This window comes from Agreia sp. Leaf244, from assembly GCF_001422695.1.
Classification (GTDB): domain Bacteria; phylum Actinomycetota; class Actinomycetes; order Actinomycetales; family Microbacteriaceae; genus Agreia.
The window spans coordinates 1,026,243-1,053,027 of record NZ_LMLX01000001.1 but is presented as its reverse complement, the minus strand read 5'-3'; the positions used below and the strand labels follow the sequence as shown (position 1 = coordinate 1,053,027).

The 26,785-nt window shown below is 67.5% G+C and carries 20 protein-coding genes and 2 pseudogenes; 9 read left to right on the top strand and 13 right to left on the bottom strand.

The features are described from left to right. Window positions 1-14: 14 nt before the first annotated feature. From ASF06_RS20180 to ASF06_RS20170, 3 genes and pseudogenes are all read left to right on the top strand, one after another. Window positions 15-556, top strand: a pseudogene (locus ASF06_RS20180) (DUF222 domain-containing protein); the annotation flags it as partial. 1 nt (window position 557) lies between these two features. Beyond that, window positions 558-692: hypothetical protein (locus tag ASF06_RS20175; protein WP_442853925.1), on the top strand; the 135-nt coding region annotated here is incomplete at its 5' end. Further along, window positions 670-1,191 carry an HNH endonuclease signature motif containing protein gene (locus ASF06_RS20170; RefSeq protein ID WP_157439066.1) on the top strand — a complete coding sequence of 174 codons (522 nt, stop codon included), beginning with the start codon at window positions 670-672 and terminating at the stop codon, window positions 1,189-1,191. The genes ASF06_RS20175 and ASF06_RS20170, both read left to right, overlap by 23 nt. 492 nt (window positions 1,192-1,683) lie before the next feature. Here ASF06_RS20170 and ASF06_RS19810 read toward each other — a convergent pair whose 3' ends face one another. From ASF06_RS19810 to ASF06_RS04800, 3 genes are all read right to left on the bottom strand, one after another. After that, window positions 1,684-2,025, bottom strand: a complete 342-nt coding sequence (locus tag ASF06_RS19810) for a DUF202 domain-containing protein (RefSeq protein ID WP_200920305.1) — start codon at window positions 2,023-2,025, stop codon at window positions 1,684-1,686. A 36-nt stretch (window positions 2,026-2,061) separates the two neighbouring features. After that, on the bottom strand, window positions 2,062-2,442 hold the full coding sequence (locus tag ASF06_RS04805; RefSeq protein WP_055943941.1) for a YidH family protein: 381 nt from the start codon (window positions 2,440-2,442) through the stop codon (window positions 2,062-2,064). Between the two features lie 115 nt (window positions 2,443-2,557). Beyond that, entirely contained in the window at window positions 2,558-3,607 is a 1,050-nt protein-coding gene (locus tag ASF06_RS04800; RefSeq protein ID WP_055944199.1) for a medium chain dehydrogenase/reductase family protein, read from the bottom strand. Between the two features lie 104 nt (window positions 3,608-3,711). On the opposite strand from ASF06_RS04800, the gene ASF06_RS04795 reads away from it, so the two are divergent. After that, complete coding sequence (locus tag ASF06_RS04795) at window positions 3,712-4,437, top strand: TetR/AcrR family transcriptional regulator (protein WP_055943938.1); 726 nt, start codon at window positions 3,712-3,714, stop codon at window positions 4,435-4,437. Window positions 4,438-4,476: 39 nt separating this feature from the next. Here the strand turns inward: ASF06_RS04795 and ASF06_RS04790 are convergent, their stop codons facing one another. Next, the gene (locus ASF06_RS04790; protein ID WP_055943935.1) at window positions 4,477-4,983 is read right to left on the bottom strand and encodes a hypothetical protein; all 507 of its coding nucleotides are present in this window, start codon (window positions 4,981-4,983) and stop codon (window positions 4,477-4,479) included. Window positions 4,984-5,107: 124 nt separating this feature from the next. Here ASF06_RS04790 and ASF06_RS04785 point away from each other — a divergent pair, with 124 nt between their 5' ends. Continuing rightward, window positions 5,108-6,757, top strand: coding sequence for an FAD-dependent oxidoreductase (locus ASF06_RS04785; RefSeq protein WP_055943932.1), 1,650 nt, complete (start codon window positions 5,108-5,110; stop codon window positions 6,755-6,757). A 38-nt stretch (window positions 6,758-6,795) separates the two neighbouring features. Here ASF06_RS04785 and ASF06_RS04780 read toward each other — a convergent pair whose 3' ends face one another. Then, a complete protein-coding gene (locus ASF06_RS04780; protein ID WP_055943929.1) occupies window positions 6,796-7,059 on the bottom strand; it encodes a hypothetical protein in 264 nt (87 codons plus the stop codon). Window positions 7,060-7,094: 35 nt separating this feature from the next. Here ASF06_RS04780 and ASF06_RS04775 point away from each other — a divergent pair, with 35 nt between their 5' ends. After that, window positions 7,095-7,973: a hypothetical protein gene (locus tag ASF06_RS04775; RefSeq protein ID WP_055943926.1), complete on the top strand. Its 879-nt coding sequence runs from the start codon at window positions 7,095-7,097 to the stop codon at window positions 7,971-7,973. 26 nt (window positions 7,974-7,999) lie between these two features. Here the strand turns inward: ASF06_RS04775 and dnaB are convergent, their stop codons facing one another. The 7 genes and pseudogenes from dnaB to ASF06_RS04740 all read right to left on the bottom strand — a co-directional run bounded on the left by dnaB (window position 8,000) and on the right by ASF06_RS04740 (window position 20,043). Next, window positions 8,000-9,415: a replicative DNA helicase gene (dnaB, locus tag ASF06_RS04770; protein ID WP_055932636.1), complete on the bottom strand. Its 1,416-nt coding sequence runs from the start codon at window positions 9,413-9,415 to the stop codon at window positions 8,000-8,002. A gap of 404 nt (window positions 9,416-9,819) precedes the next feature. Then, complete coding sequence (gene rplI / locus ASF06_RS04765) at window positions 9,820-10,272, bottom strand: 50S ribosomal protein L9 (RefSeq protein ID WP_055932633.1); 453 nt, start codon at window positions 10,270-10,272, stop codon at window positions 9,820-9,822. A gap of 9 nt (window positions 10,273-10,281) precedes the next feature. Beyond that, the gene (gene rpsR, locus ASF06_RS04760) at window positions 10,282-10,545 is read right to left on the bottom strand and encodes a 30S ribosomal protein S18 (protein WP_022895757.1); all 264 of its coding nucleotides are present in this window, start codon (window positions 10,543-10,545) and stop codon (window positions 10,282-10,284) included. 42 nt (window positions 10,546-10,587) lie between these two features. Continuing rightward, window positions 10,588-11,103, bottom strand: coding sequence for a single-stranded DNA-binding protein (locus tag ASF06_RS04755; RefSeq protein ID WP_055932630.1), 516 nt, complete (start codon window positions 11,101-11,103; stop codon window positions 10,588-10,590). A 141-nt stretch (window positions 11,104-11,244) separates the two neighbouring features. Then, a pseudogene (gene rpsF, locus ASF06_RS04750) lies at window positions 11,245-11,592 on the bottom strand (30S ribosomal protein S6); the annotation flags it as partial. 153 nt (window positions 11,593-11,745) lie between these two features. Continuing rightward, window positions 11,746-12,579 carry a siderophore-interacting protein gene (locus tag ASF06_RS04745; protein ID WP_055943920.1) on the bottom strand — a complete coding sequence of 278 codons (834 nt, stop codon included), beginning with the start codon at window positions 12,577-12,579 and terminating at the stop codon, window positions 11,746-11,748. Between the two features lie 120 nt (window positions 12,580-12,699). Next, the gene (locus tag ASF06_RS04740; protein WP_157439065.1) at window positions 12,700-20,043 is read right to left on the bottom strand and encodes a DUF5979 domain-containing protein; all 7,344 of its coding nucleotides are present in this window, start codon (window positions 20,041-20,043) and stop codon (window positions 12,700-12,702) included. Between the two features lie 190 nt (window positions 20,044-20,233). On the opposite strand from ASF06_RS04740, the gene ASF06_RS04735 reads away from it, so the two are divergent. Continuing rightward, entirely contained in the window at window positions 20,234-21,304 is a 1,071-nt protein-coding gene (locus ASF06_RS04735) for an inositol-3-phosphate synthase (RefSeq protein WP_055943914.1), read from the top strand. On the opposite strand, the gene ASF06_RS04730 is transcribed toward ASF06_RS04735, so the two are convergent. Then, window positions 21,285-22,721, bottom strand: a complete 1,437-nt coding sequence (locus tag ASF06_RS04730) for a CCA tRNA nucleotidyltransferase (RefSeq protein WP_055932615.1) — start codon at window positions 22,719-22,721, stop codon at window positions 21,285-21,287. The genes ASF06_RS04735 and ASF06_RS04730 overlap by 20 nt on opposite strands. A 120-nt stretch (window positions 22,722-22,841) precedes the next feature. Here ASF06_RS04730 and ASF06_RS04725 point away from each other — a divergent pair, with 120 nt between their 5' ends. Further along, window positions 22,842-25,076: a DUF6049 family protein gene (locus ASF06_RS04725; RefSeq protein ID WP_055943911.1), complete on the top strand. Its 2,235-nt coding sequence runs from the start codon at window positions 22,842-22,844 to the stop codon at window positions 25,074-25,076. Then, window positions 25,069-26,715 (top strand): murein biosynthesis integral membrane protein MurJ, encoded by a 1,647-nt coding sequence (gene murJ / locus ASF06_RS04720; protein WP_055944196.1) that lies wholly within the window; start codon window positions 25,069-25,071, stop codon window positions 26,713-26,715. Before ASF06_RS04725 ends, murJ begins: the two co-directional genes overlap by 8 nt. The last annotated feature ends 70 nt before the right edge of the window (window positions 26,716-26,785 follow it).

The window sequence follows — 26,785 nt, the reverse complement described above, 5'->3', positions numbered from 1 at the left end:
ACCGAACCGCGGTCCTGGTCGACACCAGCACAGCCCTCGTTGACCGGCTCCCGGCAACCCTGGCGGCGGTGGCTGCGGGTTCGGTGTCGTGGGAGCACGCGGAGGTCATCGCGAAGCACGCGGACGGGTTAGAGGGCGAGGCGCTTTCTCTSTATGACACCCGCCTGGCGGTGCTCGCGGCGGAGGTGAATCCGAAGCAGCTCGAGAAGAAGGCCCGCCACGAGGTCGAACTCGCCCAACCCGCCACCGCGGTCCAGCGGGCAGAGAAAGCGGCGGGGACACGACGCATCTATATCGACCCAGCAGCGGATGGCATGGCTCAACTCACCCTGTTGGCCCCGGCGCCGGAGATCCACGCGATCGCAGACCGCGCCGTGCGCCTTGCTGCGGGGCTCAAGACTGCTGGTGACCCGCGGAGCATGGGGCACCTGAAGGTCGATGTCCTCACCGACCTGCTCCTCAACGCAGAACTGTCGGTCCCTGGGGCCACCCGCGGAATCCGCGGACGGGTGCACGTCATGGTTCCCGTCACCCTCGACATCCTGGCGAAAGACCANCATGGGGCACCTGAAGGTCGATGTCCTCACCGACCTGCTCCTCAACGCAGAACTGTCGGTCCCTGGGGCCACCCGCGGAATCCGCGGACGGGTGCACGTTATGGTTCCCGCGATGACACTCCTCGGTGTGGGTGAGGAGGCGGCGATCCTTCGCGGGTACGGTCCCATCGACCCGGCCACAGCCGCCCAGTTGACCGCGGACGCGACGTCGTGGCGGCGCATCCTGACCGACCCGATCACGGGGCGGATCCTGGCTACCGACCCGCGGGACTACCGGCCGACCGCGGCGATGATCGATCACGCCCGGCTGGTGCACCCGGAGTGCGTGTTTCCGGGGTGCACGGTCCCGTCGGAGCAGGCAGACATGGACCACACCGAGGACCACGCCTACGGCGGAGGCACCATCCCAGAGAATCTGGCACCACTCAGCCCAGGCCACCACCGGGCGAAGCATCACACGAGGTGGCAGTTCGTCCAGAACGGAGACGACACCCTCACCGCCACCTCACCCGCAGGGCACATCTACACAGTCCAGCCGGAAGGGCGCATGCGGCCAGCACCCCGCGCGCTTGTCAAAGCCGCCACACAGAACATGACGACACTGGAGGAGGACCTCGCCGACTGCCCCTTCTAACCACCACACCCGGGGTCTCGATACGGCCGCAAGCGGCCTACTCAACCAACGCAGGGGACACGAGAACCGCCGCCTCGTTCCCTGAGCCTGTCAAAGGGCAAAGCCTCGTCGACCAACGCAAGGGAAACGAGAACAACCGCCCCGTTCCCCGAGCCTGTCGAAGGGCCAAACCTCGTCGACCAACGAAAAGGAGACGTGAACATCGGCACCGTTCCCTGAGCCTGTCGAAGGGCGTCTAACTCGGCCGATGCAAGGTCGAAGAGAGCGCCTCCGCCGAGCGTCGGCAATGCAGCGCGCCCGGATTCCACACAGTGCTGCCCGAGGAGCTGCCGCGACCACCCCTGCGCCGATCGAGTGGCGGCGCGAGGAACGAGCACCGCGTATCGAGATCACCGCGGAGACCCATCCGAGTGCTCGAGTGGGCGCGCTCCGGGCTTTCGCGCGCCCAAGAAGCCCCCTTCCCCCCGATCAGTATGTGAACACAGCCCGACGTCAGCGGTGCAGCGCGCCGATGACGGCGAGCGCGCAACCGAGCACCGAGACCGTGCAGACGCAGGCCGCGAGCAGCGCCAGTGCGGGCCAAGGGTGTTGGCCGCGAGCGCCGGCAGACATCCGGGACCGGACGACGGTATGAAGCGAGGCCACCACGATTCCGCCCGCGACCAGTGCGGCCACGACGGCCACCAGCAGAACGCCCGCGCGCACCGCGGTGATCGAGCAGACCAGCGCCACCCCGGCCGCCGCCAGTGCGCTGCGCCGCCAGGCGAGAGCGGTTCGCTCCGGCTGCAGGCCCGGGTCTCTCACCGGCTCGCGCCCCTCCGGTTCACCTCTCACCGGCTCTTCCATTCACCTGCTCACCCGGCCATCCATTCACCTGCTCAGCCCCTCGAACACCGCATATCCGGCGAAGACGAGAGCGAGCACGAGAATGCCCACACCGACTCCGGTGAGGATCCGCGGAGCCGGCAAGGGCAGAGACAGCCGCATGGCGCGCTCCACCCGGCGCCAGCCGATGAGGGCGGAGACCGCGAGCAGGCCGCCACTCAGGCAGACGAGGGCGGCCATGATGTCGACGAAGACGGAGAGATCCGCGACGACGGCCAGCGTCGTCAACGCGACGCCGCCCGCGACGAGGGCCAGGCCCGTGCGCATCCACGCGAGCGCCGTGCGTTCGTTCGCCAGCGAGAATCGCGCATCCGGCTCGTCGCCGACGCCGTAGACGGACTTCGGACGACGGTCGTCGTTGGTCACGAGGCACTCCTTACAGTCAGTGTGCGCGAGACAGTCAGTGCGCGCGAGCGCTCCTGCAGCACGGTGACGGCGATCATCGCCGCGGCAGGGTCATGACCCACAGCCTAGAGGCGCGTCAGGGAAGCAGGATGACCTTGCCGTTCAGCGTGCGCGACTCGGCCAGGCGCAGCGCGGCGACCACCTCGACCAGAGGAAAGCGGGCCGCGATGTTGGCGCTGATGGTGCCGTCTTCGAGGAGGGCGAGAACGCGGCCGAGATCCGACTCGAGGTGTCGCCGGAATGTCGCGGGGCGCATGCGGTGGCCGGCCCACAGGTCGTAGAAGGTCGCGCTGCGACCGTTCGGCAGCGCGCTCCAGAGCAGGGCCTGGCCGATCGCCTTGACGAACGGCAGCATCAGGGGACCGTCGCCGCTCACAGCCGTGATGATCGAGTAGGTCACCAGCTTTCCGCCACGGGCGAGAAGGGAGAAGGCGGTCTTCGTCATCTCGCCGCCCACGTTGTCGAACACCGCATCGACGCCGTGGGGCGCGAGCTCGCGCACGCGCGCCGCCAGCTCCGGGTCGGCGTAGTCCACCGGCGCCACGCCCTCGGCGCGGAGTGCCTCATGATGCCGGGGTGACGCCGCCCCGATGACGTGCACGCCGTGCAGCCGCGCGAGCTGGATCAGGATTCCTCCGACACCGCCGTTCGCGCCGAAGACCAGGATCGTCTGGCCGGACTTCACGCGGGCCGAGCGATGCAGCATCTGCCAGGCCGTGACCCCGTTGACGACCACCGTCTCGGCATCCTCCGACGTCACCCCGTCGGGAACGGGGATGCTGTCGCGCGCCTCGACGACGGCGTGCGCGGCCCAGGCTCCGGTCTTCGTCATGGTGGCCACCCGCCGACCGAGCATGGCCGTGTCGCCGCCCGGCCCGACCTCGATCACGCGGCCGACCAAGTCGTATCCGGGCGTGAACGGAAATTCGGGCTGGCCGAAGTATCGGCCCCGGCGCATCGACTGCTCTGCGAACGAGACGCCTGTGGCCTCGACGGCGACCAGCAACTGGCCTCGACCGGGTGCGGCGAGGGGGTGCGTGCCGACCTCGAGTCCGTCGGGTTCGACGAGTCCAGGAAGAACAACCCGGGTCGTCGTGGCCGGGCGAGCTGTGGCGAATGTGTTCATGGCGGTCATCCCTACGTTGTGTGAATAGAATTTGTTATGTGAATACCCTTCACACTAAGTAGGACCTGTTACGGTGTCAATACAATTCACAGAATGGATGCGCCATGAGCGAGCAGGGCCCCAGACCCACACGGCGGCAGGAGCGACGCTCCCAGACAGTTCAGGAGATCAAGACGCTCGCCATGCAGCAGGTCAGCGAACGCGGTCCCGACGCCGTCACGCTCAGCGGGATCGTTCGCGAGATGGCGATGTCGCCGGCCGCGCTCTATCGCTACTTCGCGAGCCGCGACGCTCTGCTGGCCGACCTCGTGGTCGACGCCTACGACGACTTCGCCGACTCCGTTCTCGACGCCGCCCAGGATCGCAGCGACGCGGGGCAGCACCTGACCGACGTGCTCAACGGTGCCCGCGACTGGGCTCTCGCCAACCCGAACGCCTACCGCCTGATCTTTCAGACCAGCATCGGCTCGGGTCAGGAGCTCGCTCCCGAGAGGACGATTCCCGCCGCATCCCGAAGCATGACGACGATCGTCGAGGCCATCGCGGCCGTGGCCGACGCGGCTACGGCGACGGCAGCGGCGACCGAGACGGCAACCGTGGCGCAGCCCGATCCCACTCTCGACACCGCCCTCCAGGCGTGGGCCGAGCGGTCGCAGCTGACGCAGTATCCGCGTTCTGTCCTGCTGCTGGGCCTCACCGCCTGGACCAGACTGCACGGCATCATGAGCCTCGAACTCGGCGGCCACCTGCCCGCCACCGGAATCGACGCGGGGCTGCTCTACGCGGCCGAGGTCGACTCGATCCGCGAGCAGGCAGAGCGAGCGCGCTAGCGGGCGGGCGCGCTAGTCAGCGGGGCAGCCGCCTCTCCGCTATCCCGCGAGCACCCAGCGTCCGTGCCCGTTCGTGCCCTTCGACGGCGCCTCGAAGGCGAAGCGGTAGGCGCCCCGTCGTGTGGTGATACCCGCCGCGGCGGCAGCCTGGGTCAGCCTGTCGGTGAGGTTCGTCCACTTCGGCAGCTCCTGCGGCGAATCCCAGTACTCGCGCATCGAGGTGACGAGCAGTTCCGACCCTCCGTCGACATTCCGCAGCTCGACGATCACATCGTCGCGCTCCACGTACTTGAGTCCCCAGACGCCCGGCCGGAGGCTGACGAGCTTGTTCTTCGGGATCGCCTCGATGAGGGCGGTCACCGTTGCGGCATCGGCCGAGAGCACGACCGATCGGCCGAACTCGGCCAGGGCCTCGCCGGTGACCGTGATCTTCCGCTCCGTGTTGATGGTGCGTAGCTTGCGACGCGTCCAGTACTTGAAGGCGTTCATCGCAATGATGAGAACGACGATTCCTATGCCAATGAGTGCGAGCAGGCCGGTGTCCATGAGGTCCAATCGGTCGGGCGACGGAAGTCGGTGCGGCTTCCCAGTCTAGGAAGGTGCCGCTGCGGCCCTCCGGATGCGACGATTCGAGGAGCGGTGCCGACCCGTGCCGCATTACGGTGGGCGTGTGACGACAGAGCCCAGCGCATCCAACCCCGTTCTCACCGAGGAGCAGCTGTCGAGGCTGCGATCGTACGGTCGTGCCGTCACAGTCGAGGTGGGCGACACCCTGTTCCGAGTCGGAGACCGCGGCTACGACCTCGTGCTGATCGACAGCAGCACGATCGACATCGTTCGAGAGGCCACGCGGGATTCTCCCGAGCTCATTGTCGCGCAGCACGGGCCGGGGCGGTTCCTGGGCGAACTCAACCTGCTCACGGGCCAGACCGTCTTCCTCACCGCCCGCGTCACCTCGCCCGGGGTGATGCATCGCATCTCGCCCGACAGCTTTCGCCGCATCATGTCGGAGGACCCGGAGCTGTCGAGCATCCTCCTGCGCTCGCTCCAGGCTCGGCGAACCCTGCTTCAGGGAACCGCGTCGCGCAGCATCGAGATCATCGGCAGCCCGCTCTCGTCGGCTTCGCTCGCCCTGCGCACCTACGCGGCACGGCTGGAGCTCGCCCACCACTGGTTCGACGCCGACGGAGCCGCCGGAATCGCCCTGATGCAATCAGCCGGCGTCGAGGCATCCGAGTTGCCCGTCGTGCTGCTCGGCACCGAGGTGCTCACCCGGGCGACACCCGGGCACCTCGCAGAGCGGATCGGCCTCTCGTACGCGCGGCCCTCGGGCGAGCAGGTCGACCTCACGGTCATCGGAGCCGGACCGGCGGGCCTCGCCGCCGCCGTCTACGGCGCATCCGAAGGTCTCGACACGGTTCTTCTGGATGCTACGGGGCCGGGCGGGCAGGCGGCGGCCAGTTCCCGAATCGAGAACTACCTCGGCTTTCCGAACGGCGTGAGCGGCTCGGAGCTCACCGGGCTCGCGTCGGTGCAGGCGCTCAAGTTCGGCGCCCGCATCTACAGCCCCTGCACGGTCGCCACACTCGACTCCCGATGCGAACGCCTGCGCGTGGTTCTCGAAGACGGAACCGAGATCCACTCCCGGGCCGTCGTGATCGCCACCGGCGCGCGGTACAGGGCGCTTCCCCTGCCACGCTGGTCCGACTTCGAGGGGGCCGGCATCTACTACGCGGCCACCAAGATCGAGGCTCGAGCGGTGGCAGGACAACCGGTGACCGTCGTCGGGGGAGCGAACTCGGCCGGCCAGGCCACACTGTTCCTCGCCGAGCGGGGGAGCCCGGTGTGTCTCGTGATCCGGGGAGCCGACATCCGCGCCGAGATGTCGAGCTATCTCGTCGACCGGCTGCTCGCCGACCCGCGCGTCACCGTGCACACGCGCACCGAGGTGACCGCCATCGACGGTGGCGACTCGCTCGAGTCGATCACGCTCACGAACCGCGCGACGGGCGTCAGTTCGGCCCTGCCGAACACGGGGCTGTTCTGCTTCATCGGCGCCACCCCCGCGACCGAGTGGCTCACCGGAGTCGAATCCGACGAGAACGGCTTCCTGCTCACCGACACGCGGCTCGATGCCGCGGCGCTCGGAGACACCTTCGCCTCACTCGGCCGCGCGCCACTCCCATTCGAGACCAGCGTTCCCGGGCTCTTCGCCGCGGGGGATGTTCGGCACGGCTCCATGAAGCGGGTCGCCGCCGCCGTGGGGGAGGGAGCGAGCGCCGTCGCATCCGTTCACCGGGCGATCGGCGTTCACCCCTGAGCCGCTGAGTCCCTGAGCCGCTGATCCGCTGAGCGCGCTCAGCGCCCGTGCGTCGCCATGATCTGATCGACATCGATGCGCTTCAGCAGCTCATCCCAATCGATGTCGCGTGCGGCCGCCGCGACCTCGGGCTCGGCGAACGCCTTGCCGTTGCGGTGAACGACCACGCCCTTCGGAACGAGGCGGTTGAGTTCGGCGAGCACTGCGTCGTCGACGGCTTCGCTGTTGAAATCGGCCCCGACCTCTGCGAAATAGTCGGCCGAAACGGTGTACGAGACTGTTGCCACTTCTACTGCGGTCATGTTCGACTCCCTGCCTGTTGATTACGCTGTCACGCATGACTCTTCCACGCCTCGACACACTTGTCAGCTATCCGGCAGGCGCTCTCACCTCGAGCGGAACCGTGCTGCACACCGAGGCCGTGGCCGATGGGCGACGCGTGGTGCTGCTCGACAACTCGGCCTGCCACCCCGTCGACTCCGCCTGGCCCGACCAGCCCGCAGACCGGGCGACGATCACCGTGAACGGCACCGTTCTCGACGTGCTCGACTGCGTCGTCGGGGCCACCGACGGCACCGCATTATTCCTCGGCGCCGAGGTGCCGGTGCGCAAGGGAACCGAGGGCTGGGCCTTCGTGACGGCCCACCTCGTCGACGACGCCCTCGCCACCGAGGCCGGCCTGGTCGAGGGGGCCGAGGCATCCCTCGCCGTCGATGCCGACTACCGCCACGCACTCTCGGTGGGCCACACGGCCTGCCACCTGGCCTCGCTCGCTCTCAACGCCGAGCTCGCAGGGTCGTGGAGCAAGCCCGCGTCGACCGACGCCCTCGACCAGCCCAACTTCGACGCCCTGGCCATCGAGACCTCGCGCATCGAGGAGCGCGGCTCGGTCGACGTGTACCGCGTCGGAAAGTCGCTGCGCAAGAAGGGCTTCGCGCCGGCTCGGCTGGTCGACGACCTCGGCGAGGTCGAGACGGGCGTGGATGCGCGCCTGTCGGCGTGGGTCGCCTCGGGCGCGGCGGCCTCCATCGAGCGAGACGGCGACCGTCTCACCGACCGCCGCTACTGGACCACGACGCTCGACGGCCACGCCGTGAGCATCCCGTGCGGAGGCACGCACGTGGCGAGCCTCGCGGAGCTCAGCGCACCCCAGGTGACACTGCACGCGCAGCAGTCCGAGTCTGCCCTCGAGCTGCGCATGACGACGCGCGCGTAGGCGGCCGCCGAGCGAGGATCCGCGAGCTACGCCTGCGGCATGTCCGCGAAGCGGGAGAAGTGTCCGAGGAAGCTGGCCGTGATGGTGGCGGTGGGGCCGTTGCGGTGCTTGGCCACGATGAAGTCGGCCTCGCCCGCACGCGGGTTGTCTTTCTCGTAGGCGCCCTCGCGGTGCAGCAGGATGACCATGTCGGCGTCCTGCTCCAGCGATCCGGATTCGCGGAGGTCGCTGATCGCGGGCTTCTTGTCTGCGCGCTGCTCGGGACCACGGTTGAGCTGCGACAGCGCGATGACGGGAACCTGAAGTTCTTTGGCCATGAGCTTGAGGGCACGAGAGAACTCCGACACCTCCTGCTGGCGGCTCTCGACCTTCTTACCGCTGGTCATGAGCTGCAGGTAGTCGATGACCACGAGCTTCAGGCCGACCTTCTGCTTGAGACGGCGGCACTTGGCCCGGATCTCGACCAGCGTCATGTTGGGGCTGTCGTCGATGTAGAAGGGCGCATCGTTGATGGTCGATCGGGTCGACGCGATCTTGGTCCAGTCCTGACCGTTGACCTGGCCCTTGCGCATGATCTGCAGGGGCACGGACGCCTCGGCCGAGAGCAGACGCATGGCGATCTCGGCCCGGCCCATTTCGAGCGAGAAGAAGATGGCCGGCATATCGTGCTTGATGGATGCGGCCCGGCAGAAGTCGAGCGCGAGCGTCGACTTTCCGAGGGCGGGACGGGCCGCGACGATGATGAGCTGGCCGGGGTGGAAGCCGTTGGTGAGGTTGTCGAGGTCGGTGAACCCCGACGGCACTCCGGTCATCTGGCCGTCTTTGCCCGCCGCCGCCTCGATCTCGTCGGTGGCCGCCGTGAGGGCGATCGTGAGGGGCACGTAGTCTTCGGTCTCGACGTTGCCGTTCACGGCATAGATCTCGGCCTGGGCGTTGTTCACCAGGTCCATGACTTCGCCCTCGCTGGCGTAGCCCATCTGCACGATGCGGGTTCCAGCCTCGACGAGGCGGCGCAGCACGGCCTTCTCGGAGACGATGTTGGCGTAGTAGCCCGCGTTGGCCGCGGTCGGCACGAGGCCCGTGAGCGTGTGCAGGTATTCCGCGCCGCCGGCGCGGCTCAGCTCGCCGATCTTCGTGAGCTCGTCGGTGACGGCGATCACGTCGGTGGGCTCACCGTGCGAGTAGAGGGTGAGTACGGCGTCGAAGATGATCTCGTGCTTGGGAATGTAGAAGTCGGCGCCGCGCACGACCTCGACGACATCGGCCACGGCGTCTTTGCTGAGCAGCATTCCGCCGAGGGCGCTCTGCTCGGCCAGAAGGTCGTGGGGAGGGGTGCGATCGCCGCGTGAGTCGGCCCGCCACTCGCTCGAAGAGCCGCCGGCGGCGTTGCCGCCCCGTTGGCCGTCGTTCGGGCCGGACAGTCCGAGATGGGCTATCGACACGGGTCCTCCTTCGTCTGCATTCGCACGCAGAATCGTTCTTGCACAGTTCTACTCGCAGCGTCGGACATCCCAAACAGGGCCTGTGGATAACCTTGTGGAAAGTGTGGGAGAAACGCCGGAAGGTCTGGGGTAAAACTGTGGAAAGCGTTGTGGAAACTCAAACCGGAATGTGGGCGTAAAAGCCACTTGACCAGTGATTAGTCAGATTCCACAACCGTGGATAAATACATCCCTCCAGCAGAGCTTGAGGGTTTGGATTTGACATTTGGCCTGTGCATAAAATCGAGCGATTCTTACCCCCGAAGTGGGTCTGGTCTTGCCGATCGCACAGGCTTTTTCAACGACGAATGGCGGTGGAATAATCCACCGCCATTCGTTTGTGCACTCGTCGAGTGCGGGTGACGCTACTTGGCAGCGACCACGTTCAACGTGATCGTCGCGACCAGGTCGTCGCGCAGCTTGACCGTGGCCTCGTGGGTTCCGGTGAGCTTGATCGCCTGGCTGATCTCGATCTTCTTCTTGTCGAGCGAGCCGAGACCCTGAGCCGAGACCGCGTCAGCGATGTCGGCGGTCTTGACCGAGCCGAACAGGCGTCCGCCTTCGCCGGCCTTGACGGTCAGCTTGACGACGGCGGCCTCGAGAACCTGCTTGAGGTGCTGGGCCTCTTCGATCGTGGCGTGCTCGCGCGAAACGCGGGCGGCCTTGATCTGCTCGACCTGCTTCTCGCCACCGCGGCTCCACGAGACTGCGAAGCCCTGGGGGATCAGGTAGTTGCGAGCGAAGCCGTTCTTGACCTCGACCACGTCACCCGCTGAACCGAGGCCGGAGACCTCGTGCGTGAGAATGAGTTTTGACATGTCGGTTCCTTACCTGCCCGAGCCGGCGTAGGGCAGGAGAGCCATTTCGCGGGCGTTCTTGACGGCACGGGCGATGAGGCGCTGCTCCTGGACGGAGACTCCCGTGATGCGGCGAGCGCGGATCTTTCCACGCTCGGAGATGAACTTGCGGAGAGTTGCGACATCTTTGTAGTCGATGACGCCCACGCGAATGGACTTCGCGGGAGCTGCGTTCTTGGCGCCCTTGGCACCGCGCAGCGGCTTGCGGCGGTCGCCGCTTGACTTTCCAGCCATTTTTATCTGCTTTCAGATGAGTTCTAGTAAAGAACGAAGTTGTTAGAAGGGGGTGTCGTCGCTGAAGTTGCCCGGCGTGTTCCACACGTCGGCTCCAGCTCCGGCAGCCGGCTGCGCGGGCGCCGAAGCGGCCCACGGCTCGTCGTTTCCACCGCTCGGTCCGCCGACCTGGCCGCCGCCCTGGCGTGCTCCCCCGGCTGCCCGGGTGACACTCGCCGTGGCGTAGCGCAGGCTGGGGCCGATCTCGTCGACCTCGAGTTCGATGGAGGTGCGCTTCTCGCCCTCTTTCGTCTCGTAGGAGCGCTGGCGCAGGCGGCCGGTCGCGATGACGCGGCTTCCCTTGGTCAGCGATCCGGCGACGTGCTCGGCGAATTCACGCCAGACGCTCGCGCGCAGGAACAGAGCCTCGCCGTCTTTCCAGTCGTTCGCGGCACGATCGAACGTGCGCGGCGTGGAAGCGATGGTGAAGTTGGCAACCGCCAGCCCGTTCTGCGTGTAGCGCAGTTCGGGATCGCTGGTGAGGTTGCCCACCACGGTGATTACGGTTTCGCCAGCCATGATCGACTACTTGGCGGACTCGTCGGCGGCGGCCGGCTCGGCGGCAGCCTTCGGAGCCTTGGCGGCAGCAGCGACCTTCGACGCGGCGCTCGGCGCGGCCTTCGCGGCAGCAGGAGCGGCGGCGGGGGTCTCGGCGGGCGCGGCAGCGGCCTTCGGGTTGGCAGCCTTGCGGGCGGCCTTCTCGGCGGCGAGCTTGTCGGCGGTGGCGACCATCGCGATGGCCTCCTCGGCACGCAGCACCTTGGTGCGCATGACGGCCTCCGACAGCTTCAGCTGGCGGTCGAGCTCTTTGGTCGAGTCTGCGCTGGCGGTCAGGTTGACCACCGCGTAGATGCCTTCGGTCTTCTTGTTGATCTCGTAGGCCAGGCGACGGCGTCCCCAGATGTCGACGTTGTCGACGGTGCCGCCATCCTTGCGGATGACGTTGAGGAATTTGTCGAGACTGGGGGCCACGGTGCGCTCATCGATTTCAGGATCGAGGATCACCATGAGTTCGTACTGATGCGTCACAAACCCACCTCCTTCGGACTAGTTCGGTCACAGACGGTCTGTGACAGGAGGGTGTATCTGCATCGGCCCGCCGCCGCGTAGGAGATTCCCACTGGCAACGGACAACCTTGGAAGCTTAGCAGAAGGCCCTCTTCAGTGGTGAGAAGCCTTCCAGTACCCGCAGAACATGATGTTGTCCTTGGGCACCCCCGTGGCGATCCAGTGCCTGCGCGCGCCCGCGACGAGGCCCGACTCGCCCACGGTCCAGGCGAAGCAGCGCTCGCCCAAGGCGGGCAGCGCCTGGGTCGCTTTCAGAACGGCGACGCCCGGGGTGTCACGCGCATCCGGTCGCACGACGAACCGCACGTCGACGCCGACCGGGCCGCCGAGATTCTGGATGTCGTCGGTCGCCCCGACCTCGACCAGCGCGATGCCGACGGTGTCGGCCGGCAGCGAGGCCAGGATGCCCGCGACGGCGGGCAGGCCCGTCTCGTCTGCGACGAGCAGCACGCTGTTCGTGCCGGCGGGCTGCACGAATCCGATGCCCTCGTCGAAGATCGCCACCGCGTCGCCCGGCACGCAACGGGCGGCCCAGCTCGCGGCGGGGCCGGCGGTGCCCGATTCCTCGTCGCCGTGCAGCACGAAGTCGACGTCGAGTTCGGGGCCGGAGGGGCCGTCTTCTCTGTAGGCGCGCACCGTGTAGTTGCGCAGCACAGGACGATGCGTCTTCGAGATGGTCAGGTACTTGGCGTAGGCGAGAGCGTTCAGCTTCTGCGGCAGCCGCGAGAGCGAGTCGTTGTCGGCCACGGGAATGAAGAGGCGGAACCACTGGTCGAACCCCATCGGCACGAACTTCGCGATATCGCCCTGCCCGAGCGTGACCCGGGCCATGGAGGGCGTGATCTGCTCGCGCCGGATCACATGCAGTGTCAGCAGCTCGGTGATACCGGGTTTGATCCTGCGCGCCTGGGCCGTCGTCCGTGCCATGTTTTCGTCTCCTCGACTCCTAAGTAAGGTTACCCTAACAAATCGTCTCGACTCAACGACGACGAAGGGCCCGTCACGCCTCAACTACTGCGTGACGGGCCCTTCGGGAGGCGACTCGCGCTACTCGGCGTGCTGCCGGCGGCGGTGACGCACGACCAGCAGCACCAGTCCCGCCACCGCCAGAGACAGCGACAGCAGCGCGATGAACACCGCGCCAGACCCCGTGTGCGCCAGATCGACGATCGGGTTGCCGGTACCGCCCTTGCCCGCGGCCGGGAAGGTGTTCTTCACCGTGACCGACCGCACGTTGTCGGCGCCCGCGGAGGCGGTCGTCAGCACGATCGACTTCGCGTTGTCTGCTGCGGCCGAGCCCTCGACCGTGTAGGTGGTCGAGACGGCGTCCTGGGCATCGGACTCGGTGACGTCGCAGCTCGTGCCGACCGGAAGGCCGTCGATGAGCTGGGTCGCGCCGGCGGCGAGGTCGAAGCGGCTGGCCGGGTTCATGAACGTGGCCACGAGACCCGAGCGGCCGGTGAGCTCGAGAGTGGCTCCCTCGAAGGTGCAGAGCACCAGGAAGGTGTACTGCGCTCCCGCCGGTGCCGCACCGGTGACGGTCTTGGTGACTTCGAGCGCCGTGGACGCGTAGTTGTTCTCGACAGTGGCCGTCGTGCTGCCAGTGCCGAGCACGAACTCGGCCGAGGTTCCCTCGGTGTCCGTTCCGTCTGCGTCGCCATTCGCGATGGTGACGACCGTCGAGGTGGCCCCGTCGGCATCCGTCTCTGTGACGATGCAGTCGCTGCCCACCAGCACGCCCTCGAGCGTGGCGTGCTCGCCGTTCGCGAGTTCGTACGTCTCGCTCACGACGGTGTCGCCGTAGGTGCAGGTGACCTCGATGGTGAACGTGAGGGCGGCGATCTGCTCGTCGGTGAGGACGGTGTCGTTCGACACGACCTTCTCGACGGTCAGGTCGGCCTCGTAGTAGTTCGTGGCCTGCACAGCGACGTCGGTTCCGGCCTCGGTGATCTCGTAGGGACCCTCGACGTCGTAGACGACTCGGCTCTGGCCGCTGTCCTGCTCCACGACGGTGCACTCGGCACCGACGGGGATGCCGGTGACGGTGCCCGAGGCGCCGTTCTGCACGACGACGTCTTCGGAGATCGTCTGGTCGAACCAGGTGCAGGTCACGGCGAAGGTGAAGTCGACCGCGTCGGTGTCACCCTCGACGACCTTGTTCACCGTGAGGGCGCCGGTGTCGTAGCTGTTCTCGACGACCACCTGGATGGTCTGTCCGAGCCCGGTCTCATCGAAGACGATCGTTCCGTCCGCCGACTCCACGCCGTTCACGAAGATCTTCGTGGAGTGAGCGTGCTTGTTGCCCGGGGCGGGCTCGGAGACGGTGCACTCCGTGCCGTTCGCGATGTCGGTGAGCGTCTGCGAGCCGCCGTCGGCGAGCGTGAGGGTCTGGGTCGACTCCCCGTTCACCGGGTCGGAGCAGACGACCGTGATCGAGAAGTCGCCCAAAACGATGTCGCTCGCGAGGGTTCCCTTCACGTCTTTTGCGACCGTCAGGGCGTTGGTGCCGAAGTTGTTCGTGATCGTCACCTGGTCGCCTCCATCGGGGATGGTGACGGTGATGCCGTCTCCGACCTGGGTGCCACCGTTCTGGTCACTGATCGTGACCGTCTGGGCGCCGCCGCTGTTCGTCTCGGTCACCACGCACTCCGTGCCGATGGGCAGGCCGTCGATGACGATCCGGCCACCCGCCGCGGGCAGCGAGTAGTCGGGTCCGTCGGCGAGCGCGAGCTCCTCGCCGGCGAACGTGCAGACCACGGTGTAGTCGAACTCTGCGTCTGACGGAACCTCGCCGGCGACGCTCTTGGCGATTGTCAGGCTCTGCGCCGCAATCGGGTTGGTGAGCGTCGAGGCGGTCGAACCGAACGCCGTCGCGAGCACCAGCTGGTAGCCCGCCGTCGTTATGTCGGCATCCGGGGTCGACCATGAGAAGTTCGCCGGGGCGTTCTGCTCGGTCAGGGTGCAGACACTGCCGGTGGGCAGTCCGAGCGCGGTGCCCGTCTCTCCATCGGAGAGGACGAACGATCCGGTGATCACGGCACCCGAGGATCCTGCCGGCGGAGCGCAGGAGTAGTCGACCGTGAAGTCTCCGAACGCCGCGGTCGGCGCGATGGTGTCGTTGGCGACCGACTTGGTCACGGAGAGCAGCGCGCTGTCGAACAGTGCCGCGGCCTTCGTGCTCTCGTTGCGGTAGACCTCGCCCGAGTCGATCTCGTGCACGCTGAAGCCGAAGCTGTTCCACTCGATCAGTCGACCGTCGGGGGCGGGCTGGCCGTTCGCGTCGGAGGAGTCGGTGGCACCCGTGAGGTTCTCGGGAGCCGTCTCGTCCCACGTGACCGTGATGCGGTCGCCGGCCGCGAACACCGGGTTCGAGCCCACGCCGTAGTCCGCGGCGATGCGCAGCGCCTGGGCATCGGCCGGAATGACCGCGCCGGCGGCAAGAACCACCCAATCGCCGCACTTCGCGGCACCCGTGGCGACCTCGCCCGTGCAGGTGGTCAGGTCGCCGCCCGCGGGCAGGTATTCGTAGCCGACGGTCACGCCGGCAGGCACACCGGATGCGACGGGTGCGGTCAGCGGAGTTCCGCGCCATTCCGTTCCACGCGACACGTTCAGGTACGCGCCGGTGTCACCGACGGCCGGCAGGCGGTCGATCACGACGAGGTCGCGCATGGTCGAGTTGCCCGCGTTCTGGAGGTCGAGCTTCCAGGTGTAGGTGCTGCCCGCAGGGGTGAGGGCCGCGCAGGGGTTGGAGACGAAGCCGGTCATCGACTCGCACGTCGTGTTCGGGCCGGCCGCGCCGGTGTTCGATGCGCCGTCGATGGACTTGGTGGCTCGGATGGCGCCGCCCGCGTTCACGTTCAGCACGGCTGTCGAGACGCAGTAGTCATCGCCCTGCTGAACCGTTCCGGGTGCACAGGTGATCTCGCCGTGGGTGGGAACCGCCGCCGTATTGGTGATGGTGGTTCCCGTCGGCAGCGCCGCGGCCACATCGAGGCTCACCGCGATGACCACCGATTCGCCCGGGGCGAGGTGCTGGCCGGCGGGCCAGGCCCACACGACCGTCTGACCGACGACGGTCGCCGTGGGCGATCCCGCCAGCGTCGAGTCGACGGGTGCCGTGGCGGGCAGGGTGATCACGGGGTTGGCCGTGGCGACGTTGTAGCTCAGCGTGCTGGGTAGCAGATCGTCGATCTCGAACGCGCTGCCGTGCGATCCGAGGTTCTGGGTTCCCGTGTTGGTCACCGTGATCGAGTAGCGCTGCGTCGTTCCCGCGCTGTCGCTCGCGGTCGGCTGGCCGGTGAGGGCGAAGAGCTTCGACACCGACACCTGCGGGGTTCCGGATGTCGGGGTGACGGTCGCGCACGACGGGCTGAGGTGCGAGAGCTCCGCACCCGTCGAGTACGCCGACTCGGCGCAGTTCGTCAGGGCGGCCTCGGCCTCGGCCTGACCGTTCAGCGAGACGCCGAACGCGAGTTCTCCGAACTCGCCGTTGGCGATGGAGGTTCCCGCGGTACTGAGGTAGCTGACGCGCAGGCCCTCGACGGTCACGCCGTCGAGAACGGCGTTCAGGGCCGCGATGTCGATGGATGCGGCGGGGTAGCTCGCCGCTGCGGCCCACGTCGTGCCGTCGAAGTACTCGACGTCCACCGTCTCCGCACTGGCTGGTGGGGTGATCGAGATCACGCCGACGAAGTCGGAATCGGCCCAGAAGTCACCGTCGGTATTGGTCGGCAGAGTCGTTCCGGCGGGGTAGTCGGAGGGCGTCAGGATGTCGTCGTCTTCGGAGACGATGGTCGTGAGGCCGAGCTCCCCCGAGTTGGTGGTGCGCACGGTCGCGTTCACCACCGGATGCGAGTCGATGTCGGTCGAGGAGCCGGGGGCGAAGGTGAGCGCCTTGCTCGTGTCGACCTTCGTTCCGGGCTTGCGCACGGTGATCGTGGCGCTGTCGTCGCTCGGAAGCGAGTCGGCGAACGGGCTGACCGCGGTCACGGTCGCGGTGTTGATCACCTGCGTCTCGGCGGTCACCGAACTCCGCAGGCGTACCTGCAGCGCGATCGTCGCCGTTCCTGTCGTCGGAATCGCTCCGACCACGTGCGCCGCGATGCCGTCGATCGCGGAGAGGTTGGTGATCGCGGCCGCGTCCACGCCGGTCAGAGCCGGCGTTCCGTCGGAGTAGGTGACGTCGTAGGTGACGGTCGATCCGGCGGGTGTGATCGGAGCCGATACCGACAGCAGCTCGAATGTCGCCCAGAAGTCGGCGTCGGCGTCGACGATGTCGAGGCCGCGAACGGGGTTGCCCGAGATGTTGTCGGCCTTCAGGTTGACCGTGCGCTCCTGCAGCGTGCCGAGCGGCACCCCGGTCTCGGGAAGCGGCACCGACGCATCCGGTGCGACCGACTTGGTCAGCTTGGCGTTGGCGATGCTGTTGGTGATGCGGAAGACCTGCTGGGAGTACAGGTTGGTCTCGCCGCGCTCCGAGGTGTCGCCGTCGGCATTCGGGGCGACGTAGGTCGCGACCGCTTCGGCGTTGTTCAGAATCCACCCGCCGTCGTTGATGTTGTCGAGGTCGTTGTTGAACCCGTTCTCGTCGAACGGCCCGTGGTCGAGCTGGCAGTCCACCGCGTTGTCGGGGTTGCCGTCGGGGCCTTCCGAAAGCGTGCTGTCGTCTTCGGTGTAGCAGACGTTGTTGCGCACGAGGCTGCCCGCCGCGTGGCCGCCGACCGCGTCGCGGAAGGTGTCGCGCAGGGTGTAGTCGACCCCGAGCTTGAGCGCGAGGTCGAACGTGGCGGCCTCGATTCCGGTGTCGATTCCGGGGTCGGCCGGGTTCTCCTCGAGAACGAAGCGGAAGCCGGCGTAGCTCGGGTCGCCGGTGGCGGTGAGAACTCCTCCGCCTGTGACGGTCGCGCTCGAGGCGATGACCGCGCCCGAGGCGTCGAGCCAGTCGATGCGCGCCTGCTCGTACTGCGGAACGGTGTAGGGGCCGACCTTGGTGATGTTCGTGACGGCCGCGAAGGTCTGCGAATAGGTGTCCCCGGGCAGCGGGTCGGCGATCACCAGGGTGGCCGTGTCTTCAGAGGGTCGGCTGCTCAGCTGGAGGTCGGCGTGCATCGGCGCGCCGGATCCCTCTGTTCCGGAGTCGGTGCCATCGGTGCCGTGCAGCACCTTGGTGATTCCGACGGTGCCGCTGTTGCGGCGCTGCTCCGTCTTGATCTCCGGGCACTCGTTGCCGGCGAGCGAGTCTGTCGAGGCGGGTGCCGTGGCGCCGGCCAGGTAGGCGGATGCGGCGGAGCAGTTGCCGGGGCTCGTGAAGACCCGGGTCGGGTCGTCGTCGGTGAGCGGGGGCGTGAGGGTGAGAACAGGCGCTCCGGTCTCGCGGTTGGCCGCCCTCATCTTCACGACGAGCTCGGGCTGGAACGTGCGTCCCGGCTGGATGCCGCTCGGGTTCGAGTACGTGAACCGCACGCCCTGGGCGTCAGGATCGGTGATGGCGATGGGCGTGCTCGCGCAGGCGTCGCTCGTCACGGTGACCCAGGCGCTTCCGTTGTAGATCTCGACGAGCAGGCTGTCTCCGGCGCTGCAGTTCGCGCTCTTGATGCTCGTGAGGTCGAACTCGTCGAAGAAGTCGTCGACTCCCGCGGTCGGCAGTGAGACCGGGTCCTGGATGACGACCTTCTCGGCGTTCACGTTCGTTCCCGATCCGGTGGGACCGTAGACGGTGCGCAGCTGCACGACGTTCGACTGGGTGGGGGAGCCGAGCACCACGGTCGGACGCGTGAATGCCTTCGTCGTCTGGATCTCGGCATGCGGCGTGGCGACGGTGAAGTCGACGGTGGGCGAGACGGTCTCGCCCGACGAGTTGCCCGATGCGCTGTCGACGTCGACCTCGGCGTTGTTCTTGTAGACGTCGTTGGTGACACCGGCGGCGAGCGTCGAGCCCGCGGTGATCGTACCCATGAACGTGGAGTCGATCGGAGTGCCGGAGGTCGACGCGAACTCGACCGAGAAGCCGGTGAGGGTGGCGAGGTCGACGCCGGCCGGCAGGGTGAACGTGGTCGTGGGGTTGACGATCGTGGCCGTCGACCCGTCGGAGAGAGTGAGCGTGGCCTCCTCGGCGCCTGCGGGCCAGGCCACGGTGAAGGTTCCGTTCAGCACCAGCGTGCTCGGGAACGGCGTCACGCCGCCCGCGGTGGCGGGGTCGGAGATGACGACCGTCTTGGCGCCTCCCTGTCCGGCGCCGGTCGTGGAGATCGTGGTGTCGATCGTTCCGGAGTATCCCTGGATGACGCTGGCGGGGCTGAAGGTCTTCGTCACGCTCGGAGCGGAGACGACCTCGCCTGCAACGGTGACGACGGCCGACGCGGTGAGCGAGCGGTCGAGGGCGCTGTCGGCGTAGTGCACGTCGACGTCGACGTCGTTCGTGTAGGCGGTGGATCCACCCGAGACGACCTGGGCGCCGTTGGAGACGAGGCTGTCGCGCAGGGTGGCCGTGTAGTTCAGGGTTCCCGTGCTGCCGGCGGCAGCTCCGTCGAAGGTCACTCGAATGCCCTGGATGTGTGCGGCCGGGGTGTAGGGAGTCGTCACGGTCGTCCAGGTGGTTCCGTCGGTCGAGACCTCGACGACGGCCGAGGTGGCGCCGGCCGGAAGGGTGGGCGCGTCGATCGAGGCGACATCGAACGCATCGAAGAACGCCGGATCGAGGTCGGTGATGCCGATGCTCGACGCGGCGGTCGTTCCGGCGTTGGTGCCGGTGACGGAGAACGCGACCGGCTGACCGGTGAACTCGCCCACCGTGTCGGGCGTCGCGGTCTTGTGCGCATCCGCACCACCGACGGGCTTGACCCGACCCGTGGCCGGAACGGTCTGCGAGACGGCCGTCTTGGCCACGCCGGCGACCGTGCCGCTGATGTCGGCGGTGTTGTTCACGGTGACGGTGTCGTTCGCGGCGAGCGTCGGGTCGGTGGTGAAGCGCACGGGGATGGAGACGGTGCCGTTGCCCGGGGGGATCGTGCCGAGGTTGATCGTGACGTCGGTGCCGACGACGGTCCAGTTGCTGGGAATGTCGCCGACGACCTCGAGGCCGGCGGGCAGGGCGTCGTGGATGAGCACGCTCGTACAGCCGGCCGGGTCGAAGGTGCTGCACGAGTACGCGAGCTGATAGGTGAAGCCCTCGCCGTCGACTCCGGCGACATTCGAGATGCCGATGTCGGACGTATCGGGGGCGATGACCGACTTCGTGAGTGTGAAGCCCTCGTCTGCCGCGTTCGCGGCCGTGGCGCCGATCGCGACTCCGGAGACTCCGAGAAGGACGACCGCGAGTGACGCGACGACCGTTCTCAGACGGTGGAAGGCCAGCGGCCTCTGCGCGTATCGTGCTCGTGAATGTGCCACGGTCTCCCCGATCGTCATTGACCCAACTAGGCGATGTGTGTCGCTTGAGTCGAGGTGCATTAAATGTTCTCTCTCAACTAAGAGAGGGGCCAGGCGCTCGGTTATGACGGGACTTTCTGAAAATTCTTTGACCTCCGTATGGCGGCTAGCATTGTGGGGTTTGCCGTTCCCGAAGTGAAAGACGTGTCACATGAGCATCAGAGTCGCCATCGCCGGAGTCGGAAACTGCGCCAACTCGCTGATCCAGGGCGTGACGTTCTATCGCGACGCCGCTGACGACGAGGTGGTGCCCGGGCTCATGCACGTGCGCTTCGGTCCGCACCATGTGCGCGATCTCGAGTTCGTCGCGGCGTTCGACGTCGACGCGGCCAAGGTCGGCGAAGACCTGGCCGACGCCATCTGGGCCAGCGAGAACAACACCCTGCGCTTCGCCGACGTCGAACAGACCGGCCTCACGGTGCTGCGCGGGCCGACCTTCGACGGCCTCGGCGAGTACTACTCGGAGATGGTCGAGGAGTCCGAGGCGGAACCCGTCGACGTGGCTCAGGCCCTCCGCGACAGCGGTGCCGAGGTTCTCGTCTGCTACCTTCCCGTCGGATCGGAGGAGGCGGCCAAGCACTACGCGCAGGCGGCGCTCGATGCCGGGGTCGCATTCGTCAACGCCATCCCGGTGTTCATCGCGAGCGACCCGGTTTGGGCCGCGAAGTTCGTCGAGGCCGGCCTGCCGATCGTCGGCGACGACATCAAGAGTCAGCTCGGCGCCACGATCACCCACCGGGTGCTCGCCCGCCTGTTCGAGAGCCGCGGCCTCACCATCGACCGCACCTACCAGCTCAACGTGGGCGGCAACATGGACTTCAAGAACATGCTCGAGCGCAAGCGCCTCGCGTCGAAGAAGATCTCGAAGACCCAGGCCGTCACGAGCAACATCGACATCGACCTGCCGGAGCGCGACATCCACATCGGCCCGAGCGACCACGTGCCGTGGCTCGACGACCGCAAGTTCGCCTACGTGCGCATCGAGGGCCACGGATTCGGCAATGCCCCCGTGAGCCTGGAGTACAAGCTCGAGGTGTGGGACTCTCCGAACTCGGCCGGCGTGATCATCGACGCCGTGCGCGCGGCGAAGATCGCCCTCGATGCCGGCCTGTCAGGGCAGGTCGAGTCGGCCAGCGCCTACTTCATGAAGTCGCCGGCCGTGCAGCTGCCCGACGACGAGGCTCGCGCCAGACTGGAATCTTTCATCCAGAAGAACGGCTAGCCCACCACTCGAGCAGACGGCGGGTCGCCTCCTCTTCTCCGAGGGGCCCGTCGTCGAGGCGCATCTCGAGCAGAAAACGGTAGGCCTCGCCCACCTCGCGGCCGGGCCGGATGCCGAGGATCGCCATGATCTGCTCGCCGTCGAGGTCGGGTCGCACGGCCTGCATCTCCTCGAGTTCGGCGAGCTCGGCCACGCGGGTCTCGAGGTCGTCGTAGGCGAACGACAGCATGTGCGACTTGCGCTTGTTGCGCGTGGTCACGTCGGCCCGGGTGAGGATGTGCAGCCGCTCGAGCAGCGGTCCGGCATCCCGAACGTAGCGGCGCACGGCAGAGTCGGTCCACGCGCCCTCGGTGTAGCCGAAGAAGCGCAGGTGCAGCTCGATCAGCCGGGCCACGTCGTTGATGGTGTCGTTGTCGAAGCGCAGCTCGCGCAGACGCTTCTTGGCGATCTTCGAGCCCACGACGTCGTGGTGATAGAAGGTCACGACGCCGCCCGGCTCGAGCCGACGCGTGGCCGGCTTTCCGATGTCGTGCATCAGAGCGGCGAGGCGCAGCACCAGATCCGGTCCCTCGAACGAGCCGCGCGACTCCTCGAGTTCGATGGCCTGGTCGAGCACGGTGAGGCTGTGCTGGTAGACGTCTTTGTGGTGGTGGTGCTCGTCGCGCTCCAGGCGCAGCGCGGGGATCTCCGGCATCACGAGCTCGGCGAGGCCCGTCTCGACGAGCAGCTCGATTCCCCGGCGCGGCGCGGGCGTGAGCAGCAGCTTCGAGAACTCGTCGCGAATGCGCTCGGCCGAGATGATCGTGAGCGATTCGCCCATCGTCCTCAGGGCATCCATCGTCTCAGCGTCGAGATCGAACCCGAGCTGCGCCGAGAACCGGATGGCGCGCAGCATGCGCAGGGGATCGTCGCCGAACGAGATGGCCGGCGTCGACGGCGTGCGCAGGATGCCCTCGAGCAGGTCTTCGACGCCGCCCGATGGATCGACGAGAACGAGTTCGGGCAGCCGCAGGGCGAGGGCGTTCACGGTGAAGTCGCGGCGCGACAGGTCGACCTCGAGGCTGTCGCCGAACTCGACGATCGGCTTGCGGGTCTGCTGGTCGTAGCTGTCGGAGCGGTAGGTGGTGATCTCGACCTGTTCGCCGTCGATCAGGGCACCGATCGTGCCGAAGTCCCGGCCGATGTCCCAGGTGCTCTTCGTGAGCTTCTTCAGCACCGCGAGGATCTCGTCGGGGGTGGCGTTCGACGTGAAGTCCAGATCTTTGGCCGGTCGCCCGAGGAAGGCGTCTCGAACCGGGCCGCCGACGAGGGCGAGTTCGAAGCCCGCCGCGTTGAAGGCGGCGGCCAGCGGGGCGACGGGCGACGACTCGCTGAGAGAGCGCAGCCGAACCATGGATTCCTGGACAGTTCGCTGCATTCCGACAGTTTACCGAGGAGCGCCGGGCGGCACGGGCAGAGCGGCCTCCCGTGCTTCCCAGCCTGTGCGACCTAGAATCTACGCGAGGCCGCATCCCACGCTGCCTCGACGAAAGCCCCTATGAACCTGCCTCCTCCTCGACGCCTGCGCGCCATCCCCGCCCTCCTGGGCCTGGGAGTGGTGGCGTCGTCGATGCTGGGCATCGTGCCCGTGACGGCTGCCGCGAACGCCGCGGAGGAGCCCGTGCAGGTCGTTCTGGCCCCGGCCAACGGGGGAGTGGCGCAGCCCGGCGCAGACCTCACAGTCACCGCCTCTCTCACCAACTCCGGCTCGACCACGATCGACGGGGCCTCGTTGCAGGTCGCGGTCGATCGAGAGTTCATCTCCACCCGCGCAGACCTGGCGGAGTGGCTCTCACCCGCCGACGACAGCTCGACGGTCGATTCCGACGCCATCATCACCAGCGTCGCCGTTCCCGCCCTGAAGCCCGGCGAGGAACACGTCGTGCAGGCCACGATTCCCGCCGCCTCTGTGCCGTTCGAGGACTGGGGCGTGCACGGCATCACCGGCACCCTCGAACAGGGCGACGGCACCGAGACGGTCGCGCACACGTCGGTCGTGTTCAACGGCGCCGACGCTCCCGCACCCACCCGGGTCGCGGTCGCCGTTCCCCTCACCACGCAGCCCGGGCAGACGGGTCTCATTCCCGAGGCCACGCTCGCCACCATCACGGCCGACGACGGCCTGCTCACTCGCGAACTCGACGCGGTGATCGGCCGGCCCGTCGGCATCCTCATCGACCCGCGCATCATCGTGTCGATCCGCGCCCTGGGAAGCACGGCACCCTCTAGCGCGATCTCGTGGCTCGAGCGGCTCCAGGGCGCATCCAATCCCATCTATCCTCTGAGCTACGCCGACGCCGACGTCGCCGCGATGAGCCAGGCCGGCTCCGCCCAGCTGCTCACCCCCACCTCGTTCGACTACGCGCTCGACGAGGCCGACTTCGTCGACCTGGCTCCGCCCACCACCAGCCCGTCGCCCACAACCGGCGCCGCCGCCGTCTCTCCCGGTGGCGAGGCCACCGAGACGCCGACGCCCACGCCCAGCCCGACACCGGATGCCGTGCCCGACACGAGCGCGCTTCTCCAGTGGGATTACACGGGCACCTCGATCGCCTGGCCGAGAGACGACACCGTCACCGCCGGCGATCTGCCGTACTTCGCGGCGAACGGCCTCACGACCACGATCGTCTCGTCGTCGAATGTGTCGACCCCGTCGTCTGCGGTGGGCGGCGTCGTTCGCGCAGGAGACAACACGGTGCTCGTCTCCGACGACACGGTATCGACGCCGCTTCGAGAGGCAGCGGGCGCACTCACCGCGACGGAACGACAGAAGTCGCTCTCCGACCTCGCGTCGAGCCTCGCCGTCGTGGCCAATGAAGACGACAGCAGCCCGCGCACGATCCTCGCCACTCTCGACCGGTCGGCGCCCTCCGACGGAACCGCGCTCTCCGACGCCTTGAATTCGCTCGACGCACTCTCGTGGTCGTCGACCACCGCGTTCGACGGCTTCGCCGCCCAGGCCCCCGCGGCAGACGCCACGGTCGTCGATCAGCCGGAGCCCGCCGAACGCACCGGCCAGGTCGCCGCACTCCTCGCATCCGAGAACCAGGTCGCCGCGTTCTCGAGCATCATCGCCGACCCCACGAACCTGCTCGGCGAGAACCGCGCCAATATCCTCTCGCTGCTGGCCAATTCTTGGGCCTCGAACTCGGGCGGCTGGAACGTGGCCATGCAGGCGCAGGCCGACCGCTCGACCCAGACACTGGGAGCCGTCTCGATCGTCGCGGGCTCGCCCATCAACCTGGTGAGCAATACCGGCGACATGCCCGTGCTCGTCGAGAACAAGCTCCCGTATCCGGTGACCCTCACCGTGCGGCTCTCGCCCTCGAACTTCCGGCTCGTCGTTCAGAGAGAGGTCTCGATCACCGTCGAGGCGTCCTCGAGCAAGCAGGCGAAGGTGCCGATCACGGCCGGAGTCGCCAACGGAGACACCATCGTGCGCGCCGAGCTCGTCAGCCCCACCGGCATCCTCATCTCGGCGCAGCCCACCTTCATTCCCGTGAACGTCTCCGCCGACTGGGAGGTCGCGGGCTCGTGGCTCGTGGGCGGGGTCGTCGGCGCGCTGCTCATCTTCGCCGCGATCCGCCTGTTCTTGAAGCGGCGCCACAACCGTGCCGCGGAGAACACCGCCGAGACGGCCGCCGAGACCGCTGGCGATCCAGACGATGATCCGGATGCGGCTGCGCGGACCGCTTCCGCCGCTGAATCCGATACCGAGGAGCCGCGTGGCTGACACCTCCGCCAAACCTGCGCCCAACCTCGGACGCGCGAGCGCGATCCTTGCCTCGGGCACGACCGTGTCGCGCATCCTGGGCTTCGTCAAGGCGTTCGTCCTCATCCAGACCATCGGCACGATCGGCCTGGGAACGGACGCGTTCACGATCGCCAACCAGCTGCCGAACACGATCTTCGTGATCGTGGCGGGCGGCATGCTCAACGCCATCCTCGTTCCGCAGATCGTGCGAGCGGCACGGCACGCCGACGGGGGAGCGGGCTACATCAACAAGCTCGTGACCGTGGCGTTCGTGGTGCTCGGCGCTGCCACCCTCATTGCCACTCTGCTCGCACCGATGCTCATCACGATCGTGGCCGACCCCTCGTCGAGCGGTCAGTTCGCCCTGGCGACCGCATTCGCCTACTGGTGCCTGCCGCAGATCTTCTTCTACGGCGTCTACTCCGTGCTCAGCGAGGTTCTGAACGCCCGGAACTCGTTCGGCCCATTCACCTGGACGCCCGTGCTAAACAACATCGTCGCGATTCTCGGCCTGGTCGCCTTCAACGTCGCCTTCAGCCCCTCCGCGTTGAATGTGGGCGACCTCGACTGGTGGACGCCCGACAAGGTGGCCGTTCTCGCGGGAACAGCCACGCTCGGCGTCGCGGTGCAGGCCCTCGTGCTCTTCTTCTTCTGGCGACGGGTCGGTCTGCGCTATCGTCCCGATTTCCGGTGGCGGGGAGTGGGTCTCGGCACGGCGGGCAAGCTCGCGGGCTGGACCTTCGCCATGCTCATGGTCACCCAGCTGGCCGGAATCGTGGAGACGCGCGTCGTCATCACCGCCTCGGGCGACGACGCATCGACGACGGTGCTGTCGACGGCCTGGCTCATCTTCATGCTTCCTCATTCGATCGTCGCCGTGTCGATCGCTACGGCCTATTTCACCCGCATGAGTGAGCACGCCGCCGAGGGAGACCTCGCGAAGGTCCGCCGCGACCTGTCGGCCTCCATTCGTGTCATCTCTCTGATCATGATGCTGGCCACAGTGGTGCTGATCGTCGTCGCCTATCCCTTCAGCGGTCTCTTCAACAAGTTCGACTACCCGACCACGGTGGCCATGGGTAACGTTCTCATCGCGTTCCTGGTCGGCCTCCCCGCCTTCAGCATCCTGTTCGTCATCCTCAGGGCGTTCTACGCGCTCGGCGACACCCGTACTCCGTTCTTCATCACGCTGTTCCAGGCCGTACTCTTCTCCATCGGCGCCCTCCTCGTGCTCGTCCTCGTTCCGAAGGAGTTCATCGGCGTCGGTGTGGCACTCGCACTGTCGGCCGCCGGCATCCTCCAGGCGGTCCTCGCGGCCGTCCTCATCCGCCGCCGACTCGGCGGGCTGGGCGGCGCCACGGTGGCCCGGAGCCTGGCACGCGACCTCGGCGCACTCGTACCCGCCGCAGCTGCCGGCATCGCACTCGCCGTCGTCTTCGGCTTCGCGAACGACGGAGGCTACGGCGTGAGCGGCTACGTCGGCGTTCTGTTGTCGATGATCGTTATCGGTCTCGTCTTGTCGGTCCTCTATATCGGCGCGCTCCGCCTGCTGAAGTCGCCCGAACTGAACGACGCGCTCACACCCCTGCTCGCGCGCGTCACGCGCCGTTCCTCCTAGTTTCCGACCAGGTGCCCGCTGTCCCCTGACGGCGGAATATCCGCGGAATAGGATGTGTTGTACCAGGCAA

Bases quoted from the DNA above. Each gene is read 5' to 3' on its own strand.
- ASF06_RS20170 (WP_157439066.1), top strand. From the start codon at position 670: ATGACACTCCTCGGTGTGGGTGAGGAGGCGGCGATCCTTCGCGGGTAC.
- ASF06_RS04800 (WP_055944199.1), bottom strand. From the start codon at position 3,607: ATGAACACATTCGCCACAGCTCGCCCGGCCACGACGACCCGGGTTGTT.
- ASF06_RS04795 (WP_055943938.1), top strand. From the start codon at position 3,712: ATGAGCGAGCAGGGCCCCAGACCCACACGGCGGCAGGAGCGACGCTCC.
- ASF06_RS04790 (WP_055943935.1), bottom strand. From the start codon at position 4,983: ATGGACACCGGCCTGCTCGCACTCATTGGCATAGGAATCGTCGTTCTC.
- ASF06_RS04780 (WP_055943929.1), bottom strand. From the start codon at position 7,059: ATGACCGCAGTAGAAGTGGCAACAGTCTCGTACACCGTTTCGGCCGAC.
- ASF06_RS04775 (WP_055943926.1), top strand. From the start codon at position 7,095: ATGACTCTTCCACGCCTCGACACACTTGTCAGCTATCCGGCAGGCGCT.
- rplI (WP_055932633.1), bottom strand. From the start codon at position 10,272: ATGTCAAAACTCATTCTCACGCACGAGGTCTCCGGCCTCGGTTCAGCG.
- rpsR (WP_022895757.1), bottom strand. From the start codon at position 10,545: ATGGCTGGAAAGTCAAGCGGCGACCGCCGCAAGCCGCTGCGCGGTGCC.
- ASF06_RS04755 (WP_055932630.1), bottom strand. From the start codon at position 11,103: ATGGCTGGCGAAACCGTAATCACCGTGGTGGGCAACCTCACCAGCGAT.
- ASF06_RS04745 (WP_055943920.1), bottom strand. From the start codon at position 12,579: ATGGCACGGACGACGGCCCAGGCGCGCAGGATCAAACCCGGTATCACC.
- ASF06_RS04735 (WP_055943914.1), top strand. From the start codon at position 20,234: ATGAGCATCAGAGTCGCCATCGCCGGAGTCGGAAACTGCGCCAACTCG.
- ASF06_RS04730 (WP_055932615.1), bottom strand. From the start codon at position 22,721: ATGCAGCGAACTGTCCAGGAATCCATGGTTCGGCTGCGCTCTCTCAGC.
- ASF06_RS04725 (WP_055943911.1), top strand. From the start codon at position 22,842: ATGAACCTGCCTCCTCCTCGACGCCTGCGCGCCATCCCCGCCCTCCTG.